Here is a 20,013-nt window from a genome sequence, read left to right on the forward strand (position 1 = left end):
GGTAGCGCGCCTGCTTTGGGAGCAGGATGTCGGGAGTTCGAATCTCTCTACCCCGACCACTTTCTGGATATTCAGGTGGGCGAACGGTCAAGCGCCCGTAGCTCAGCTGGATAGAGCATCCGCCTTCTAAGCGGATGGTCGCAGGTTCGAGTCCTGCCGGGCGCGCCATCTCGTTAATCGCAGATTGGTACCGGACTCGCCGAACCAGCAAAGTTGATGTTAGCAGTAGCGTGCCGGATGGCACCTCCCTGATGTGGTGGACGTAGCTCAGTTGGTAGAGCTCAGGATTGTGACTCCTGCGGTCGAGGGTTCGAACCCCTTCGTCCACCCCACTTTTCCCCTTGTTTGTTTCCGCGTACCCTGATTCCTTGTTATGGTTCAGAGCGACGCCGGATATGCGAGAGTGGCGGAATTGGTAGACGCACTGGATTTAGGTTCCAGCGGGGCAACCCGTGAGAGTTCAAGTCTCTCCTCTCGCACCACCCTTTCTTTTTTCTGATTTGTCCCCATTGTGTTTCCGTATCGCGTTGTTATGCGCGTCTCAAACCCATATTCAGGGTGGCCGGGTGATTCTCTCGGCGGGGCAAACCGTGATAAACTACCGGCTTTTAATTTTGCGTCCCTTTGGGGTGAGCTGCTCCTGCCGGGATTTTGGTTTAATTTTCATTCACCTACAGAATCTGTAATTTGAGGAACTTCCATGCAAGTGTCTGTTGAAACGACCTCCAACATCGAGCGTCGCATGACGATTGGTGTGCCCGCCCAGGAAATCGACCAGGCGGTTCAGAAACGCCTGCAGGAAACTGCTCGCACCGTGCGCCTGAACGGTTTCCGCCCTGGCAAGGTTCCCATGAGCGTGGTCAAGCGTCGTTTTGGTGACAGCATCCGCCAGGAAGTGGTTGGCGAGGCTATGCGCGACAACTACATCAAGGCGCTGCAGGAGCAGGATATCAATCCGGCTGGCTGGCCCAAGCTGGAGCCGAAGACCATGGAAGAAGGCAAGGATCTCGAGTTTGTCGCGATTTTTGAGGTTCTGCCGGAAATTGAGCTGGGTGATCTGAGCAAGATCAACGTTGAGAAGCCGGTGTCTGAAGTTGCCGACAAGGATATCGACAATATGATCGATAACCTGCGTCGCCAGCAGGCCACCATGAAAGAAGTCAAGCGCAAGTCCAAGAACAAGGACATTGTGACTATCGACTTCAAAGGCTCTATCGACGGGGAAGAATTCGAAGGTGGCTCTGCTGAAGGCCATCGTCTGACCCTGGGCTCTGGCCAGATGATCCCCGGTTTCGAGAAAGGCATCGTGGGCGGTAAAGCCGGCGAAGAGCTGGAAATCGACGTCACTTTCCCTGAGGACTACCACAACGAAGACCTCGCGGGTAAAGATGCCAAGTTCGCTATCACTATCCACAAGGTAGAAGAGCCGCAGCTGCCGGAGCTGGATCAGGAATTCTTCAAGCGTTTCGGCATCGAAGCTGAAGACGAAGCCGCTTTCCGCGAGGAAGTGAAGAAGAACATGGAGCGCGAGCTCAAGCAGGCAGTATCCAACAAGGTCAAGAACGACGTTGTAGATGGTCTGCTGGAGACCACCGAGCTGGAAGTACCTGCGGCTCTGGTTGACCAGGAAATTGATCGCCTGCGTCAGGACGCCGTTCAGCGCTTTGGCGGGCAGGTGGATTTCCAGCAATTGCCGAAGGAAATCTTCGAAGAGCAGGCGAAGCGTCGTGTGAAGACCGGTCTGCTGTTCCAGGAAGTGGTCAAGAAAAATGACCTGAAGGCTGACGAAGCGAAAGTGGAAGAAAAGATCCAGGAGATCGCTTCTACGTATGAACAGCCGGACGAGGTTGTTGCACACTTCAACAGCAACCCGGATCAGAAGGCTCAGGTTGAGTCTTCTGTACTGGAAGATGCCGTGGTTGAATTTGTGCTTGGCGCGGCCAAGGTAAAAGAGAAGAAGATGAAGTACGAGGAAGCGGTGCAGGCCGGTCAGCCCCAGCGCTGATGGCCGCCGGGCTCTGGCCCGGTGCCGTGTTCTGGAAGCAGCCGGCGTGTCCGGCTGTTTTCATCTGGGCGATCTGCTGGCAGAGTATATGGGGTACCGGAATACAGCGGGCTCCCGTTGAAGCAGGAGTCCAAACCATTGTCCATAAGGAGTTCAGGCGCACATGACGCAGAAACCGTTTGATGGCCCTACAATGATAACCAGCTCAGGCCTGGTGCCGATTGTTATTGAACAGACGGCGCGCGGCGAACGTTCGTTCGACATTTATTCCCGTCTGCTCAAGGAGCGGGTGATCTTTTTGGTTGGCCCGGTTGAAGATCACATGGCAAACCTCGTGGTTGCCCAGTTGCTGTTCCTGGAATCCGAAAATCCGGACAAGGACATCCACCTTTATATCAACAGTCCGGGTGGCTCTGTTTCCGCTGGCATGTCCATTTACGACACCATGCAGTTCGTGAAGCCGGACGTAGCAACGCTTTGCATCGGCCAGGCAGCCAGCATGGGGGCTTTCCTGTTGTCGGGTGGCGCGAAGGGCAAGCGTGCCTGCCTGCCGCACTCCCGTGTAATGATTCACCAGCCGCTGGGCGGCTATCAGGGGCAGGCGACGGACATCGAGATCCATACCCGTGAGATCCTGAAAATCCGCAACACGCTCAACGAGCTGCTGGCGGAGCACACCGGTCAGGACATCGAGACCATCGCCCGGGATACCGACCGTGATAATTTCATGGATCCTGCCCAGGCCAAAGAGTACGGGTTGATCGATACAATACTTGATAAGCGCGTATCGAATAAATAATACTGAAAGTCATCGCATCACTACCGGCCGGCGTACACACTGATGACACCGGCCAACGAAGAACAGAGGTATTTCAATGGCAGATGAAAGAAACGGCAGAGGCGACGATAACGGCAAGTTGCTCTACTGCTCGTTTTGTGGAAAGAGCCAGCATGAAGTCCGTAAGCTCATTGCAGGGCCCTCGGTGTTCATCTGCGACGAGTGCGTTGATCTGTGCAATGACATTATCCGGGAAGAGATTCAGGAGAACGCCCCGGAGGAGGCCAGCGACCGGCTGCCCACGCCGGCAGAGATCCGTGAGACTCTGAATGAATATGTTATTGGCCAGGATCGCGCCAAGGTCGTTCTGTCTGTAGCGGTGTATAACCACTACAAGCGCCTTCGCTACGGCGAGGGCAAGAGTGATGTCGAGCTGGGCAAAAGCAACATTCTGCTGATCGGTCCCACCGGTAGCGGTAAGACCCTGTTGGCGGAAACCCTTGCGCGCATGCTGAATGTTCCGTTTACCATCGCGGATGCGACCACGCTGACCGAAGCAGGCTATGTGGGTGAAGATGTTGAAAACATCATCCAGAAACTGCTGCAGAAGTGCGACTACGATGTCGAAAAGGCCCAGCGCGGTATTGTCTACATCGACGAGATCGACAAGATTTCCCGCAAGTCCGATAACCCGTCCATCACCCGGGATGTATCGGGTGAGGGTGTACAGCAGGCTTTGCTGAAGCTGATCGAGGGTACTGTCGCTTCGGTTCCTCCTCAGGGTGGGCGTAAACACCCCCAGCAGGAATTCCTGCAGGTGGATACCGGTAACATCCTGTTTATCTGTGGCGGTGCCTTCGCCGGCCTCGACAAGGTTATCCAGGAACGCTCTGAGCGCAGTTCCATTGGCTTCTCGGCTACAGTCAAGAGCCAGGACGACAGCAAGAGCACTGGCGATATCATTCGCGAAGTCGAGACCGAGGATCTGGTGAAGTTTGGCCTGATTCCGGAATTCGTCGGCCGTCTGCCTGTGGTGGCCACGTTGACCGAACTGGATGAAGAAGCACTGGTGCAGATTCTGACCGAGCCCAAAAACGCCCTGACCAAGCAGTATCAGAAGCTGTTTGATATGGAAGGGGTGGAGCTGGACTTCCGGGAAGACGCCCTGCGCGCAGTGGCCAGAAAAGCCATGGAGCGCAAGACCGGTGCCCGTGGTCTGCGGTCGATAATGGAAGCGACCCTGCTGGATACCATGTATCAGATTCCCTCTGAGCATGATGTCTCCAAGGTGGTGATCGACGAGAGTGTGATCAAGGGCGATTCAGAGCCCTTCAAGATCTACGCCAGCAGCGATCACGCCAAGGCGGTGCCCGAAGACTGAGCGGGCACAGGGCGTAGAATACCGGGTGATATAAAAGGGGCGTTCAACGCCCCTTTTTCATCTCAGGCCCTTATCGTTTGCTCCCTGATATTTCCCATCGTAAAAAGATTGCAATTTTTGTCAGCGCCCCAATGTTGGGTGATATGCTGAAAGAAATACTGTCAGAGGATTCCCCATGACCCGTATACCTGATGAAACTGTGCACGAATACCCGCTGCTTCCTTTGCGTGATGTGGTGGTGTTCCCGCACATGGTGGTTCCGCTGTTTGTGGGCCGCGAAAAATCCATTCAGGCGCTGGAAGCGGCAATGGAGGGCAGCAAGGAAATCCTGCTGGTAGCCCAGAAAGATGCCTCCACCGACGAGCCGGGCCCGAAGGATGTATTTGCCATGGGCACCCTGGCGACGGTGCTGCAGATGCTTCGGCTGCCGGATGGCACCGTCAAGGTTCTGGTAGAGGGTAATTCCCGAGCCAGCATTTCTGACATCGAGGAAGGCGATTACCTGTCCGGCCAGGCCATTCTGATGGATGAGGAATCCTTGCCGGAGCGCGAGGAAGACGTCCTCACCAAGACCCTGATGGACGAATTCGAGAAGTACGTGAAGCTGTCCAAAAAGGTGCCATCTGAGGTTTCCAATGCTTTGACCGGTATCCACGAACTTGAGCGTCTGGTCGATACCATGGCCGCGCATCTGGAGATGCGGATTCCCGAGAAACAGGAGTTGCTGGAAGCTCTGGACGTTCGTAAGCGGGTTGATCTTCTGCTGGGCAAGCTGGACGGTGAGATTGATCTGATCGAAGTGGAGAAGCGCATCCGTGGCCGTGTGAAAAAGCAGATGGAGCGCAGCCAGCGCGAGTATTACCTGAACGAGCAGATGAAAGCGATCCAGAAGGAAATGGGCCAGCTCGGTGAGGGTAATAACGATTTCGAGGAACTTGAGCAGAAGCTTGAGGAAGCCGGTCTGCCGGAAGAGGCCCGGAAGAAAACCGAAGCAGAGCTGAACAAGCTCAAGATGATGTCTCCGATGTCCGCGGAAGCTACCGTGGTGCGCGGCTACATTGACTGGATGCTGGCGGTCCCCTGGAAGAAGCGCAGTCGGGTTCGTCACGACCTTGAAAAGGCCCGTGAAATCCTGGACCGGGATCACTACGGCCTGGACGAGGTGAAGAAGCGTATTCTGGAGTATCTGGCGGTTCAGAGTCGGGTCAAGAAGGTGAAAGGGCCTGTGCTTTGCCTGGTAGGGCCTCCCGGGGTTGGCAAGACCTCCCTTGGCCAGTCCATCGCCAAGGCCACCAATCGCAAATACACCCGCATGGCGCTGGGTGGTGTGCGTGACGAAGCCGAGATACGAGGCCACCGCAAGACTTACATCGGCGCGCTGCCGGGCAAGTTGTTGCAGAAGCTTTCCAAGGTGGGTGTGAAGAACCCGCTTTTCCTGTTCGACGAAATCGACAAGATGGGCATGGACCATCGTGGCGATCCGGCCTCGGCTCTGCTTGAGGTGTTGGACCCGGAACAGAACCATACGTTCAATGACCACTACCTGGAGGTCGATTACGACCTCTCTGATGTGATGTTCGTGTGTACCTCCAACTCCATGGATATTCCACCGGCACTGCTGGACCGCATGGAGATCATCCGGATTCCCGGATACACCGAAGATGAGAAGGTCAATATTGCGTTGCGTTACCTTCTGCCCAAGCAGCTCAAGGCCAATGGTCTGCGCAAGGACGAACTGAAACTGCCGGAAGAGACCATTCGGGACCTGATCCGCTACTACACTCGGGAAGCCGGTGTACGGGGTCTTGAGCGCGAAATCGCCAAGATCTGCCGTAAGGTGGTGCGTGAGCACGTAGAGAGCAGCACCAAGGCCTCGGTGACCCTGACGCCGGATCTTCTGGAGGATTACTCAGGCGTCAAAAAGTTCAAATACGGACTGGCAGAAGAAACCAACCAGATCGGACAGGTGACCGGTCTGGCATGGACCCAGGTCGGGGGCGAGCTGTTGACCATAGAGTGTGCTTTGACGCCAGGTAAGGGTCGTGTCGTTAAAACCGGCTCGCTGGGTGACGTTATGCAGGAATCCATTCAGACGGCACTTACGGTGGTCCGGAGCAGGGCGGCCGGCCTGGGTGTGGCGGATGATTTCCACGAAAAACACGATCTTCACGTGCATGTACCTGAGGGAGCAACCCCGAAAGATGGCCCGAGTGCCGGTATTGGTATGTGTACAGCACTGGTTTCTGCACTGACCCGAATTCCCGTTCGGGCGGATGTAGCGATGACCGGTGAAATCACCTTGCGAGGTCGCGTTCTGGCGATCGGCGGCTTGAAGGAAAAGCTGCTGGCAGCCCATCGCGGCGGCATCAAAACTGTCATCATCCCGGATGAAAATGTCAGGGATCTCAAGGAGATACCGGACAACATCAAGGAATCGCTGGAGATCCGCCCGGTCAAGTGGATTGATGAGGTTCTGGATATTGCGCTGGCCTACCAGCCGGATCCCCGGTCTGAAAATGCTGACAAGGAAACCGGCAAATCGGCCACTTCTGATGATTCCGGCGACGCTGCAGAGCGCATAAATACACATTAAACACCGGATGAGTTGTTGACACGCCTGAGAGCCCGTTGGTATAACTGTTTCGCCGTGAAGCAGCCAATACCAAGGGCTCCCGCGCAGTAAGTGCCTATTCCGAACACCGGTTTAATGCCGCAAGGAATAAAAAAACTGAAGAATGGAATTCTCCCATCGCTTATGCGATAGTCGAGAACGTCCGCGAAAAAACAAACCGACCTATAACATCTTCAACCTGAAATCGAAGGGGTTTAGTGTGAACAAGTCCGAACTGATCGATGCAATTGCAGAGTCCGCAGACATCTCCAAAGCCGCAGCTGGCCGTGCGCTGGATGCCATGACCAACTCTATCACCGGTGCACTGAAGAAAGGCGACCAGGTTACCCTGATCGGCTTTGGCACCTTCTCTGTGAAAGAGCGTGCTGCCCGTACTGGTCGCAACCCGCAGACTGGTGCAGAAATCAAGATTCCGGCCTCTAAAGTGCCTGGATTCAAGGCAGGCAAGGCCCTGAAAGACGCCGTTAAGTAACGGTTCTTTCTCTGGCAGTTCCCGGTTTCGGGAACTGCCATCAGAATTCAAGGCGCATTCCGGTAAGGGTGCGCCTTTTTGCGTGTTAACTGTGGCTCTCTCAGCTTTCGCCTCACCACTACCAACAGCAGAACCTTGAACAGGGATTCGAGAACAACATGCTTCAAGATATTCGGGATAACGCCCAGAGTACGATCGCCAAGGTTATCGTTGGCCTATTGATTATTTCCCTCTCGATCTGGGGAATGGATGCCATCATCGGCGGCTTCACTGGCGAGCCAGAAGTGGCAACGGTTAACGGCCAGGACATCACCGAGCGGGAGTTTCTGCGCACCGTACAGATGGAAAGCCAGCAGCGCCTTATGCAGATGGAGAATCCGGATCAATCCCTGTTGGACGAAGATCAGATTCGCCGCGACGTGCTGGATGCGCTGATCCGGGAGGCCGTGCTCACTCAGGACGCTCAGAGCCAGGGGCTGGAGCTGACCGACGCCGACATCGATTCCCTGATTACCCAGATGCCCCAGTTCCAGGTGGATGGCCAGTTCAATCGTGATCGGTTTGTAGCCACAGTGCGCAATCTGGGCATGGGCGTTGCCGAGTTCCGCGAAAGCATGCGCAAGAACTATGTGGTAAACCAGATTCGCGCGGCGATCGTCCAGACTGGTGTCGTGGCACCTGAGAATGCAGCCCATTTGCTGGCCATTCAGAATCAGACCCGTGACTTCCGCGTGCTGACCCTTGATGGCAGTAGTGTTCAGGACAAGGTGGATGTGACCGAGGCGGACGTGCAGGCGTACTACGACGAGAACCGTGACCAGTTTCGTCAGCCAGAGCAGGTGGATGCTGCCTACATTACCCTGTCCCAGGGAGCGTTGGCGGAGTCCATTGAAGTTGCCGAAGATGAAGTGCGGGCCTATTACGAGGAGCGTGCTGAAGAATACGCGCGTGAAGAACGCCGTGCCGCCCACATTCTTGTAGAGGCCGGTGATGAAGGGCAGGAGATTCTTGCAACCATCCAGCAGCGTCTTGAAGACGGTGAGTCGTTTGCCGTCCTGGCCGAGGAATACTCAGTCGATACCGTCTCTGCGCAGGAAGGTGGTGATCTCGGTTTTGCCGGCCGTGGTGTCTACGATGAAGCCTTTGAAGACGCTCTGTTTGGGCTGGAAGAAGGCGAAGTTTCTGGTCCGGTTGAGACCAGCTTTGGTCTTCATCTGATCAAGCTGGAAGAGGTGCGCCGCTCCGATGTGCCTGCCTTTGACGAGTTGCGTGAAGATCTGCGACTCGAATTGGCCAGAACCAAGGCCAGTGAGCGTTTTGCGGAAGTTCGCTCGCAACTGGCTGATGCGGCCTACGCCGCCGACGATCTTGCCAGCCCGGCCGAAGAGCTGGGTCTGGAAATTCGGGTGGTCGAAGGTGTCAGCAGGGATGGCGGTGCAGCACCCTTTGATCATGCGGGTCTGGTACGTCAACTGTTCTCTGAAGATGTACTTGAGGGTGGCTACAATACCGAGCTGATCGACGTGGGTGATAACGTGTCGGTCGTTGCCCGGGTGCGCGAGTATCACGAACCGCGCCAATTGGAGTTGGCCGATGTGGAGCCGGAGATTCGTCGGATTCTGGAGAGAACCGAAACCCGGGATGCGCTGGCAGCCCGTGTTGATGAGCTCGTGGCTCAGCTTGAATCCGGTACCAGTGCTGACGAACTTGGTGCCGGTGAATGGCAGCAGTTTGAAGATCAGGGCCGGAGTGTGTCTGGCCTGAGCCCGCGCGTGGTGCAGGAAGTGTTTTCCATGGCCCGCCCGGATGGTGACTCGCCAACCGTTGGCCGCGCCGTTACGGCCGATCAGGCTGCTGTCATTGTGCTGACCGGTGTCAACGAAGGTGAGGTTGATCAGGAAGGTGCGGAATACCAACAGCTGATGCGTTTCCTGGCGCAGCTGGAGGGGCAGCGTGAATATACCGCCTACCAGCAGTACCTTCGCAATACAGCTGAGGTTGAGCGGAACTGATTTGCTGTAGACCTCGAAAAAAAGCCCCCTTTCGGGGGCTTTTTTGTGAGCGGTTCATTCTTTCGGATATCGGGTAGCTTTCAGGCTTTCCTTGATTTTCTTGAGATGGCCCAGAAAATCCGATCCACGTTTCAGCGTTACACCGGTTGCGAGGATGTCGATGACCGTCAAATGAATAATTCTGGAAGACATGGGCATGTACACTTCTGTGTCTTCCGGGGTTGTGACGCCAACCACCACCGTACAGAATTCCGCAAGAGGGGATTCCGGGTTTGTTATACCAATAACCGTTGCGCCGTTCTCTCGCGCCACTCTGGCGATATCAACGCTTTCCTTGGTTCGGCCGGTGTATGAGATCATTACGATCACATCTCCGACCTGCGCCCCTGCCGCCACCATTCTCTGCATGAGAGCGTCGTCGTATGAGGTTACGGGAATGTTGAATCGAAAAAACTTGTGCTGGGCATCGAGTGCGACCGACGCGGAGCCGCCCATGCCAAAAAAGTGGATCTGTTTTGCCTGGATAAGATAGTCGATGGCCGAAGCTAGCGCTTTGTGATCGAGTGACTGGCGAGACTTATCCAGGTTGGCAATGGTGCTGAGCATGATTTTGTCAGCGAATTCAGCCACGGTGTCGTCGGGCTCTATATTCTGGCCGACATAGGGTGTTCCTGTCGCAATGCTCTGTGCTAATCGGATCTTGAAGTCCGGGAAGCCCGTCGCTGAAAAACTCCGACAGAATCGGTTTACAGTAGGTTCGCTGACATTGGCCGCCCGGGCCAGGGCTGCAATGCTGTACCGCGTTGCAGCGCTGGGGTCCTTAAGAATCGCTTCTGCCACTTTGCGCTCGGACTTGTTCAGATTATCCAGGCGTTCCTGAATATCTTCCAGCAGATTCTCTTCCCGGTGCGCGTGACTGGTTGTCATGAATGGATGCTCCGTTGATCTCTTGGGGGCCGAATCATCTAAGAACTCGGGAGTATACCGTTTTATTGGTGTGTTTGCGGTAGTCAACGTGTCATAACGTGGTTTTCTGAGGGCTGGGAGTCAGCAGTTTGACTGTTTTTTTTCTAAAACTACTACTTCCTGTTAATGTGAATGAAGTGGAGCGGCAAATCATGGAGGGCGCGACTCATGGTAAAGAACGCGAATGCCCCGTGTGACCTGATGCTTTTTGGCGCCTTGGGTGACCTGGCTCAGCGTAAACTCTTCCCTGCGCTGTATCAGCTGGAGCGCGCGGGCTTGCTCGCGCAGGGCAGTCGCATTCTGGCGATTGCGCGCACGAAGGCAACAACAGCGGACGTCCGGGAGCAACTGTTTGAAAAGCTTCGCTATCATGTGAAAGACAGTGAGTTTGATGCTGGCGTGGCGAATGCATTTCTGCAGCGGGTGGATTACCTGTTGCTGGATTTCACCGATCCTGAGGGCTACGGGGCCCTGCGTGAGTGGCGGGATGAACCCAACAACGAACTCATCGTCTACATGGCCACGCCGCCTTCGATGTATGGCGTGATTGCCCGCAATATGAAGGCGACCAGTTGTTGTAATGAGAAAACCCGGGTGGTGGTGGAAAAACCTATTGGCCACGACCTTGAGTCGTCCCGGGTGATCAACGATGAGCTTGGAGAGGTCTACCACGAAAACCAGTTGTTCCGGATTGATCACTATCTGGGTAAGGAGACCGTGCAGAATCTGATTGCCCTGCGATTCGCCAACAACCTGTTTGCCTCCCAGTGGGACCAGAATCATATCTCTCACGTTGAAATTACCGTCGCGGAGAGCGTCGGTATAGAAGGGCGCTGGGGCTATTTTGACCAGGCCGGTCAGATTCGCGACATGATTCAGAATCACCTGCTGCAGTTGCTGTGCCTGATTGCGATGGATCCGCCTGCCGACCTGTCAGCGGACAGTATCCGGGACGAGAAGGTAAAGGTACTCAAGGCGCTGAAGCGGATTACCCCGGACATGATGGATCGGTACGTCGTGCGTGGTCAGTACACTGCAGGCACCAGCAATGGCAAGCCGGTTCCGGGTTATCTGGAGGAGGAAGATGCCAACAAGGGCAGTGCCACCGAAACCTTCGTGGCCCTGAAGGCTGAGATCGACAACTGGCGCTGGTCTGGCGTGCCCTTTTACATCCGCACGGGCAAGCGACTACCGGAGAAGCTTTCCCAGATCATCATCCATTTCAAGCCCGCGCCTCACTACATTTTTGACCCGGACCAGAAGCATTTGGCCAACAACAAACTGATTATACGGTTGCAGCCGGATGAGGGAATGGCCCTGAAAATCCTGACCAAGGATCAGGGGCTGGATAAGGGGATGCGATTGCGGCAGGGGCCGTTGGAGCTGACCTTCTCCGAAACCTTTGAAGCGGAACGCATTCCGGATGCCTATGAGCGTTTGCTGTGGGAGGTGATGAAAGGTAATCAATACCTTTTTGTTCGCAGGGATGAGGTGGAATACGCCTGGCGCTGGGTCGACGAGATCATCGCTAACTGGCGAGACAGTGGCGAACCGCCCAAGCGATATGCCGCCGGCACCTGGGGCCCGGTTGCCTCCATTGCCATGATCACACGGGATGGGAGGAGCTGGTATGAGGATGCCTGACATCCGCTTGCCAGAGGGGGTAGGGTTTCACGCCGATGATAATGCCGGGCGCGTGGCCCGGGCCTTGGCCTCGACCGTCGCCGATGTGCTCGCCAGTCGTCTTGAGCAGGCGTCCAGGGTCAGCCTGGTGGTGTCCGGAGGCTCTACGCCTTTACCCTTCTTCAAGGCGTTGTCCGACGCGGATCTGGACTGGTCCAGAGTGGATGTTGTGCTGGCGGACGAGCGCTGGGTGCCGGAGGGCGACCCTGCCAGTAACACAACCCTGGTCAGAAACAATCTGTTAGTGGGCAGGGCTGCGAAAGCCCGTTACCTGGCACTGAAGCAGCCGGGGGAAATTCCGGATCAAGGATTGGAGGCAGTTCGGCAGGCGCTTTCTGTGCTGGTTCTGCCGGTGGATGTGGTGATTCTGGGAATGGGCAATGACGGTCATACCGCTTCGCTGTTTCCGGATGCGCCTGAGCTGCCTGAAGCCATGGATGAGTTCAATACTGGTCTGGTAGCGGCGATGACACCCGAATCCCAGCCTCAGCCCAGGGTGACGCTGACCCGGGCGGTACTGGCGCAAGCGCGCTTTACCGCGCTGCACCTGAAAGGGGAGGACAAGCTGGAGACGCTCAGAAGGGCGTGTTCGGCTCTGGATGATGTATTTGCCATGCCGGTGCGGGCCTTCCTGAAACCCGGCCTGGAAGTGTTCTGGAGCCCGTGACGCCGCGTTGCTTGTCTGGTCACCGCCGCTAACTGCTTTAGGAGATCACCATGAATCAATTGTCGGACTATCATCGCGAGCGGGTGCAGGCCGTTCTGGCAGCCTCGCCTCTGGTGCCTGTGATTGCGATCAAAGACCCGGACGATGCCATCCCGCTGTGCCGTGCGCTGGTAGATGGAGGTATCCGGGTACTTGAAATTACCTTGCGCACCGAGCATGGAGTGCGTGCCATTGAAAAGGTCAGGAAAGCCATTCCCGAAGCCTGGGTTGGTGCAGGAACGGTTACCAGTATCGCCCAGTATCGACAGGTGGAGTCTGCTGGTGCGCAGTTTGTGATTACCCCCGGGATTACTGAGGCCATTCTGGAGTTCGGTGTTACCTCCGAGGCACCGCTGTTGCCAGGGGTTTCGACGGTGTCCGAGCTGATGATGGGGTATGCGTTGGGCTATCGGGAGTTCAAGTTTTTCCCGGCGGAAGTGGCAGGGGGTATCCCTGCGCTTAAGGCCTTCAGCGGGCCATTTCCCGATGTCGTCTTTTGTCCGACTGGTGGCATTAGCCGCCAGACAGCCAGAGATTATCTGGCGTTACCGAATGTCTGTGCTGTTGGTGGGTCCTGGCTCACGCCGGCGGAGGCCATTGCCGGTAAAGACTGGCCGGCAGTGTCGGAAATTGCCAGGGGAAGTCTGGGCGACCTTTAAACCGGACACATAAAACCCACCGTCGTGGTGGGTTTTGTGTGTCCGGCCGAAGGCTGTGCCAGGCGCTGCCCGGCGGCTAGCGGATATCGCTGCCAACGCGCACGATTTTCATAGTGTTGGTGCCGCCCTGAGCGTTGACGTAATCCCCCTTGGTAATCACCACCAGATCACCTTCGCCGACTACGCCGCGTCTGCGCAGTTGTTCCACGGCCTCAGCATTGGTCTGCTCATTGGCAATCCGGGCCGAATCGAAGGGTATGGTCTGCACGCCGCGGAAAAGAACCACCCGGTGCTGGGTGGAGTGATGGCGCGACAGGGCAAAGATCGGCAGGCTGGACTTGATGCGTGACATCAGTCTGGGGGTAGCGCCTGTCTCAGTCATGCAGATGATGGCACGCACACCCTGCAGGTGGTTGGCGGCGTACATGGCAGACAAAGCGATGGCTTCGTCGACCCGCTCCATGCTCTCGTGAATCCGGTGTTTGGACTGGTGCATGGAGGGATGCCGTTCGGCCCCCAGGCAGATGCGGACCATGGCCTCTACCGCTTCTTTCGGATAGTCACCTACTGCGGTTTCGGCCGACAGCATGACCGCGTCGGTGTAGTCCATTACGGCATTCGCGACGTCGGACACCTCGGCCCGGGTGGGCATCGGGTTGGTGATCATCGATTCCATCATCTGGGTTGCGGTGATGACCGCCCGGTTCAGAACCCGGGCGCGGGCAATGATGTGCTTCTGAACTGCTACCAGTTCGGCATCGCCAATCTCAACCGCCAGGTCGCCCCGGGCGACCATGACGGCGTCTGAGGCGAGGATGACCTCATCCAGGGCCTGGTCGTCGTGTGCCAGCTCCGCCCGCTCAATTTTGGCGACCAGGCCCGCCTCAGAGCCGGCCTCGCTCAGCAGTCTGCGCGCGATGTGCATATCTTCGGCGGTGCGCACGAATGAGACGGCGACATAATCCGCGTCAAGTTTTGCGGCGGTAACAATGTCCTGCTTGTCTTTCTCGGTCAGAGCTTCGGCAGACAGTCCTCCGCCTCGCTTGTTCAGGCCCTTGTTGTTGGATAATGGACCGCCAATCAGTACCTTGGAGGTAATGCTGTGCTCGTCTACCGACATCACTTCCATTTCGATGCGGCCGTCGTCGAGCACCAGAATGTCGCCGGGGGCAACGTCTTCAATCAGTTGCTCGTAGTCGATGCCCACCCGCTCGGCTGTGCCGGCGTCCTTGTCCATGCTGGCGTCGAGAACGAAGGTTTGCCCGGCTTCCAGGAATACCTTGTTATCGGTGAACCGCGCGATGCGCAGCTTGGGACCCTGAAGGTCGGCGAGAAGGGCAACAAAGCGGCTCTGTGCTGCAGCGGCTTCACGAACCTGGCGGGCCCGGGCCATGTGCTCTTCGGCGCTGCCATGGGAAAAATTCAGGCGAGTCACGTCAACGCCAGCCTTGATGATGGCGGCAAGTGACTCCGGTGTGTCTGTGGCGGGGCCGAGCGTGGCGACAATTTTCGTGCGCCTGAGCATATGTGGGTGTCCTTATTCCGGGTTCGCCGGTATGGTCGAAGAGTCGACAGTGCCGGCGGTCAATGAAAACGGGTGCCAGTATATGAACTACTGATGACCCTTCTGTGACACGGTTTCACCTCGCTAGATGTTCGAGGGCTCCCGATGCCTGCTTTCGTGATATGTAGTAAAGTTACCAAAATAATGGCGATAATTTTTTGCTGTGTCTATGTTTTGAAGCGTTTTTTACTATTCTTTGTTCTATGTTCGAGTGAATCCGTAGAGGAGGCTGCAGGATGCATCCAACCATAGTGAAGGTTACTCAGAGAATTGTGGCCCGAAGTCAAGCCACGCGGCAAGAGTACCTCTGTCGTATGGCGGCGCTGAAAAAGAACTCCCCCCAACGGGGCACGCTGTCCTGTGGCAACCTTGCCCACGGCTTTGCCGCCTGTAATCAGGCGGATAAGAACACGCTCAAGTTGATGAACAAGGCCAACGTGGCAATCGTAACGGCCTACAACGATATGCTTTCGGCTCATCAACCCTACCAACAGTTCCCCGATATCATCCGCGAGGCGGCCCATGGTATGGGGTCGGTGGCCCAGGTTGCCGGGGGCACACCCGCCATGTGTGATGGCGTGACCCAGGGGCAGCCTGGCATGGAGCTCAGCCTGTTCTCCCGGGACACGATCGCCATGAGCACGGCGGTTGCTCTCAGCCACAACATGTTTGATGCCACGCTGTTGTTGGGGATCTGCGACAAGATTGTTCCGGGGCTGCTCATCGGATCGCTGAGTTTTGGCTATCTGCCGACCATACTGGTACCCGCCGGCCCCATGCCGTCCGGATTGCCCAACAAAGAGAAGCAGCGCATCCGTCAGCTCTATGCTGAAGGCAGGATTGGCAAAGAGGAGTTGCTGGAAGCCGAGAGCAAGTCATACCACAGTCCCGGTACCTGTACCTTTTATGGCACCGCCAACAGCAACCAGCTGTTGGTTGAGGTGATGGGGCTGCACTTGCCGGGTGCCGCCTTTGTGAATCCAGGCACACCGCTGCGTGATGCGCTGACCAGGGCAGCGACGGAACAGGTTATCCGGTTATCGAAACCTAACGGTGGAGATCTGGGGCTGGGCGATATGGTAGACGAAAAGAGCATCGTCAATGCTCTGGTCGCCCTGCTGGTAACGGGCGGCTCAACCAACCACACCATTCACTGGATAGCCATCGCCCGCGCTGCCGGCATCATCATTGACTGGAATGACTATGCCGAGCTTTCTGCGGTTGTGCCCTCGTTGACCCGTATCTATCCCAATGGCCAGGAGGATGTGAATGCCTTCCACGAGGCGGGTGGTACGCCGTTCCTGATCCGCGAACTGCTTGCTGGCGGATACCTGCATAACGACGTGCACACAGTGATGGGCCCAGGCCTGGAGCAGTACGCCCGCATGCCGGAACTCGACGATGGTAAGCCCGCCTGGAAGCCTGCAGCTGAGCAAAGTGCCATGCCGGAGGTACTCCGTGGTGTGGCCCAGCCTTTTGCGCCGGATGGTGGGCTCAGGGTGCTGGAGGGCAATCTGGGCAGGGGCGTGATCAAGGTCTCGGCAGTCGCGCCTGAGCACCATACCATTGAGGCCCCGGCCGTGGTATTCAACGATCAGAACGAGCTCAAGGCGGCCTTCGAGGCCGGAGAGCTGAATCGGGATTGCGTTGTGGTTGTGCGATTTCAAGGTCCCCGTGCCAATGGTATGCCGGAGCTACACAAACTCACCCCTTATCTGGGGGTGTTGCAGGACAGGGGCTACAAAGTGGGCCTGGTGACGGATGGCCGGATGTCTGGCGCTTCCGGGAAAGTGCCTGCCGCCATCCACGTATACCCCGAAGCGTTAGATGGCGGACCTTTGGCCCGAGTTGAAGACGGGGATACCGTTGTCCTGGACGCCCGCAACGGAACCCTCAGCATCAGGGTAGAGGATGACGTGCTGGCCGCCCGCAGGCCTGCAACGACGGATTTGTCCGGCTATCATACGGGCTACGGGCGGGAGCTGTTTGGTTGGTTCCGTCGTTCGGCAAGCAACCCTGAACAAGGTGCCAGTTTTTTCTGGAACCACGAGGCATGACAGCAGAACACTATTCTCTGGTGGGGGACATTGGGGGAACCAATGCACGCTTTGCTCTGGTGGGGCAGGGCAGTATAGAACCAGAAGCTATTGAAGTTTTGCCCTGCCGTGACTACGAGAATCTGGATCAGGCGGTGGTCACCTATCTGGAACGTGTAGGTGTGGCGTCGGTCAGGCAGGCCTGTCTGGCCGTGGCCTCCCCCTTGCGCGGTACCCGGGTGACAATGACCAACAATCACTGGCGCTTTGACATTGAGGCGGTGCGACAGGTCTTTGGCTGGTCGGCCTTCAAGGTCATCAATGATTTTACCGCCATGGCGCTGGGCGTGCCCCATGTACCGGACGCCAATCTGGTGCACGTTTGTGGCGGCCCGGGAGACCCTGGCCGGCCGAAACTGGTGATGGGTCCGGGAACGGGCCTGGGCGTTTCCGGTCTGGTTCCGATTCGAAATGGCTGGGTGCCTTTGGTGACTGAAGGGGGCCATGTGGATTTTGCCCCCACCGATGACACGGAAATGGAGGTGTTGCGCCTTCTTCGGGCCAGGTTTGGGCGGGTGTCGGTCGAGCGGATTCTGTGCGGCCAGGGTTTGCTGAACCTGTATCAGGCGCATGCCGAAATCCGTGGCGTGGCGGCCCCGCTCGATGCTCCGGAGAAGATCACAGCCGCCGCTGTGGACGCCTCCGATGCCTTGGCCGGGGAAGTCCTTCGGCATTTCTGCGAAATGCTTGGGCGAACCGCAGGCAATTCGGCGCTGACGCTGGGGAGTCTGGGCGGCGTGTACCTGTGTGGCGGTATGCTGCCAGGGTTTCTCGACTTTTTTCTTGGGAGCCCGTTCCGTGAAGCCTTTGTAGCCAAGGGGCGGATGCGTCCGCTAATGGAATTTACACCGGTTTACGTGGTGACGGAGCCCTATACCGGTTTACTGGGAGCTGCCGAAGCGTTAGGAAATTCTGAGGTATGACCGATTCTTTGATAAACCTGTCCTTTGATGAGCTGGTTCGGCGTGTTCGGGCCTGTCAGATTTGTGCAGGCGATCTGCCCCACGAGCCGAGGCCGGTCATTCAGCTTAGTGAATCCTCCCGCATTCTTGTGGTCGGGCAGGCGCCGGGTCGACGGGTACACGAAACCGGTCTGCCGTTTAACGATCCCAGTGGCGACCGGCTGCGCCAATGGATGGGCATTACCCGCGACACCTTTTACGATGAACAGAAACTCGCCATCCTGCCCATGGGATTCTGTTATCCGGGCACCGGTAAATCCGGAGATCTTCCTCCACGCCCCGAGTGCGCTCCGGCCTGGCGCCGGGCGTTGCTCGACCGCTTGCCGGAGATTCGCCTGACCTTGCTGATCGGTCAATATGCTCATGCCTGGCATATTCCCGGCGCAAGGCGCGCGGTTACCGAGAATGTGCGGCAGTGGCAACAATTCTGGCCTGATGTCATTCCGATGCCCCATCCCAGCCCCCGCAATAACCTCTGGTTGCGAAAGAATCCCTGGTTTGAAGCGGAAGTGGTGCCGGCCATTCAGGCCAGAGTTGCTAGCATTCTGAACTGACCTGGCCACTCCGGTTCATATACTCAGATAGCTCGCTGTATTGTTCCGGGTTAATGTACAGGCCCTGTTTGGTTCGCCGCCAGAGCAGGTCCTCTGGTGTGATCGCCCATTCGTGGGTCATCAGATAATCCACCTCGCGACGAGACAGGGTATCGGTAAACCAGTGGCCGAGATCGGCCATGTTCTGACAGCCTTCCAGAATCTGGTAGCTGCTGGTGCCATAGCTTCGCACAAACCGATGGATTACAGCATCGTCCAGCCAGGGGAAATCGGCCGCGAGTTCGGTGGCCAGCTGCTCCTGAGTGTTGAAGTCGCCGCCGGGCAGCACGGCCGTTCGGGTCCAGGACCGGCCGGCACCGGGAAAATAGCGACTGACCTGATCGGTCACAGCTTCGGCGAGCTTCCGGTAGGTGGTGATCTTGCCCCCGAATACCGAGATCAAAGGGGGCAGCGAGTCCTCATCATCAACCTCGAATGAGTAGTCGCGAGAGGCAGACTGTGCGGTGCCACCCTCGTCGTCCATCAGCGGCCGAACACCGGAGTAACTCCAGACTACATCGTTGGCGGACAGTTGCCGGCGGAAATACTGGTTGACGATCGACAGCAGATAGTCGGTTTCCTCTGGGGAAATCCGCGCCTGCGACGGATCGCCCACGTAATCGACATCGGTGGTGCCGATCAGGGAGAAGCGGTCCTCGTAGGGGATCACGAAAACAATGCGCTCGTCCTGATTCTGAAGAATATAGGCTTCGGTATCCTGGTTGAGCCTGGGTACGACGATGTGGCTGCCCTTGACCATGCGGATCTGCTTGGGAGCTGGCATAGACAGGCTTTCACCGAACAGGCTGCTGACCCAGGGGCCGGTGGCGTTAACGACCACCTTGGCGCGGATGTTGTACTGCTTGTCCCGGTGGTGATCGTCCAGGGTGGCGTGCCATTGCCCGTTACGGCGCTCGGCGCGGCTACAGCGGGTGCGGGTCAATACGGTTGCGCCTTTTTCAGCGGCCTTGCGAGCAGACAGTACCACCAGCCGGGCATCGTCAACCCAGCCATCCGAATACTCGAATCCACGGCTGATGTCTGGTTTCAGGGGCGAGTCCGGGCCAAAGGTAATAGACCGGGAGCCGGGCAGCAGTTCGCGCTTGGCCAGATGATCGTAGAGGAAAAGGCCGGTACGGATCATCCACGCTGGTCGCAGGTGGGGCTGATGGGGCAGGCGAAAACGCATCGGCCACATGATGTGGGGGGCGTTTCGTAGCAGGGCCTCCCGTTCACCGAGTGCTTCCCTGACCAGCCGGAATTCGTAATGCTCAAGATAGCGCAGACCGCCGTGGATAAGTTTGCTGCTGCTGGACGAAGTGGCAGAGGCAAGATCGTTCATCTCACACAGAACAACCCGAAGCCCCCGGCCTGCGGCGTCCATGGCAATTCCGGTGCCGTTTACGCCGCCCCCGACCACCAGAACATCGCATTGCGTGGGGGGAGTGTGAGAGTTGCCTGAAACCAGTCCTTTGTTATTTGCCACTGCCTGAGTGCTCCTGAT

At 57.1% G+C, this 20,013-nt stretch carries 15 protein-coding genes and 3 tRNA genes; 15 read left to right on the forward strand and 3 right to left on the reverse strand.

The window, feature by feature from the left end; genetic code table 11:
- Positions 1-91 precede the first annotated feature (91 nt).
- The 9 genes from B3Y70_RS11155 (at position 92) to B3Y70_RS11195 (ending at position 9,280) form a co-directional block, all read left to right on the forward strand.
- Positions 92-168: transfer RNA gene (locus B3Y70_RS11155), tRNA-Arg, on the forward strand.
- Positions 169-256: 88 nt separating this feature from the next.
- A tRNA-His gene (locus B3Y70_RS11160) sits at positions 257-332 on the forward strand.
- 65 nt (positions 333-397) lie between these two features.
- Positions 398-482 (forward strand) — tRNA-Leu (locus tag B3Y70_RS11165).
- A 218-nt stretch (positions 483-700) separates the two neighbouring features.
- Positions 701-2,005: a trigger factor gene (gene tig / locus B3Y70_RS11170; RefSeq protein WP_286714297.1), complete on the forward strand. Its 1,305-nt coding sequence runs from the start codon at positions 701-703 to the stop codon at positions 2,003-2,005.
- A 163-nt stretch (positions 2,006-2,168) separates the two neighbouring features.
- Positions 2,169-2,804, forward strand: a complete 636-nt coding sequence (gene clpP / locus B3Y70_RS11175) for an ATP-dependent Clp endopeptidase proteolytic subunit ClpP (RefSeq protein WP_011785318.1) — start codon at positions 2,169-2,171, stop codon at positions 2,802-2,804.
- A gap of 76 nt (positions 2,805-2,880) precedes the next feature.
- On the forward strand, positions 2,881-4,164 hold the full coding sequence (gene clpX / locus B3Y70_RS11180; RefSeq protein ID WP_011785317.1) for an ATP-dependent Clp protease ATP-binding subunit ClpX: 1,284 nt from the start codon (positions 2,881-2,883) through the stop codon (positions 4,162-4,164).
- Between the two features lie 175 nt (positions 4,165-4,339).
- Positions 4,340-6,757 carry an endopeptidase La gene (gene lon, locus B3Y70_RS11185; RefSeq protein WP_286714298.1) on the forward strand — a complete coding sequence of 806 codons (2,418 nt, stop codon included), beginning with the start codon at positions 4,340-4,342 and terminating at the stop codon, positions 6,755-6,757.
- A 238-nt stretch (positions 6,758-6,995) separates the two neighbouring features.
- Positions 6,996-7,268: an HU family DNA-binding protein gene (locus B3Y70_RS11190; RefSeq protein ID WP_008174603.1), complete on the forward strand. Its 273-nt coding sequence runs from the start codon at positions 6,996-6,998 to the stop codon at positions 7,266-7,268.
- Between the two features lie 158 nt (positions 7,269-7,426).
- A complete protein-coding gene (locus B3Y70_RS11195; RefSeq protein WP_199452178.1) occupies positions 7,427-9,280 on the forward strand; it encodes a SurA N-terminal domain-containing protein in 1,854 nt (617 codons plus the stop codon).
- A gap of 54 nt (positions 9,281-9,334) precedes the next feature.
- Here B3Y70_RS11195 and B3Y70_RS11200 read toward each other — a convergent pair whose 3' ends face one another.
- The gene (locus B3Y70_RS11200) at positions 9,335-10,207 is read right to left on the reverse strand and encodes a MurR/RpiR family transcriptional regulator (protein WP_011785314.1); all 873 of its coding nucleotides are present in this window, start codon (positions 10,205-10,207) and stop codon (positions 9,335-9,337) included.
- 207 nt (positions 10,208-10,414) lie between these two features.
- On the opposite strand from B3Y70_RS11200, the gene zwf reads away from it, so the two are divergent.
- From zwf to B3Y70_RS11215, 3 genes are read left to right on the forward strand one after another with little or no spacing between them, the layout of a single operon-like run.
- Entirely contained in the window at positions 10,415-11,890 is a 1,476-nt protein-coding gene (zwf, locus tag B3Y70_RS11205; protein ID WP_113879026.1) for a glucose-6-phosphate dehydrogenase, read from the forward strand.
- The gene (gene pgl, locus B3Y70_RS11210; RefSeq protein ID WP_113879027.1) at positions 11,883-12,596 is read left to right on the forward strand and encodes a 6-phosphogluconolactonase; all 714 of its coding nucleotides are present in this window, start codon (positions 11,883-11,885) and stop codon (positions 12,594-12,596) included. The genes zwf and pgl overlap by 8 nt, the downstream gene beginning before the upstream one ends.
- 50 nt (positions 12,597-12,646) lie before the next feature.
- Positions 12,647-13,294: a bifunctional 4-hydroxy-2-oxoglutarate aldolase/2-dehydro-3-deoxy-phosphogluconate aldolase gene (locus B3Y70_RS11215; protein ID WP_113879028.1), complete on the forward strand. Its 648-nt coding sequence runs from the start codon at positions 12,647-12,649 to the stop codon at positions 13,292-13,294.
- A gap of 76 nt (positions 13,295-13,370) precedes the next feature.
- On the opposite strand, the gene pyk is transcribed toward B3Y70_RS11215, so the two are convergent.
- Entirely contained in the window at positions 13,371-14,819 is a 1,449-nt protein-coding gene (gene pyk / locus B3Y70_RS11220) for a pyruvate kinase (protein WP_022991783.1), read from the reverse strand.
- Between the two features lie 275 nt (positions 14,820-15,094).
- Between pyk and edd the strand changes: the two genes are divergently transcribed.
- From edd to B3Y70_RS11235, 3 genes are read left to right on the forward strand one after another with little or no spacing between them, the layout of a single operon-like run.
- Positions 15,095-16,915, forward strand: a complete 1,821-nt coding sequence (gene edd, locus B3Y70_RS11225; protein ID WP_031210482.1) for a phosphogluconate dehydratase — start codon at positions 15,095-15,097, stop codon at positions 16,913-16,915.
- Positions 16,912-17,877 carry a glucokinase gene (gene glk / locus B3Y70_RS11230; protein ID WP_153741431.1) on the forward strand — a complete coding sequence of 322 codons (966 nt, stop codon included), beginning with the start codon at positions 16,912-16,914 and terminating at the stop codon, positions 17,875-17,877. Before edd ends, glk begins: the two co-directional genes overlap by 4 nt.
- Positions 17,874-18,470 carry a uracil-DNA glycosylase family protein gene (locus B3Y70_RS11235; RefSeq protein ID WP_022991786.1) on the forward strand — a complete coding sequence of 199 codons (597 nt, stop codon included), beginning with the start codon at positions 17,874-17,876 and terminating at the stop codon, positions 18,468-18,470. The genes glk and B3Y70_RS11235 overlap by 4 nt, the downstream gene beginning before the upstream one ends.
- Here the strand turns inward: B3Y70_RS11235 and glpD are convergent.
- Positions 18,454-19,995, reverse strand: a complete 1,542-nt coding sequence (gene glpD / locus B3Y70_RS11240; protein WP_153741430.1) for a glycerol-3-phosphate dehydrogenase — start codon at positions 19,993-19,995, stop codon at positions 18,454-18,456. The genes B3Y70_RS11235 and glpD overlap by 17 nt on opposite strands.
- Between the last annotated feature and the right edge of the window lie 18 nt (positions 19,996-20,013).

This window comes from Marinobacter sp. UBA5687, from assembly GCF_002420325.1.
Lineage (GTDB): Bacteria > Pseudomonadota > Gammaproteobacteria > Pseudomonadales > Oleiphilaceae > Marinobacter > Marinobacter nauticus.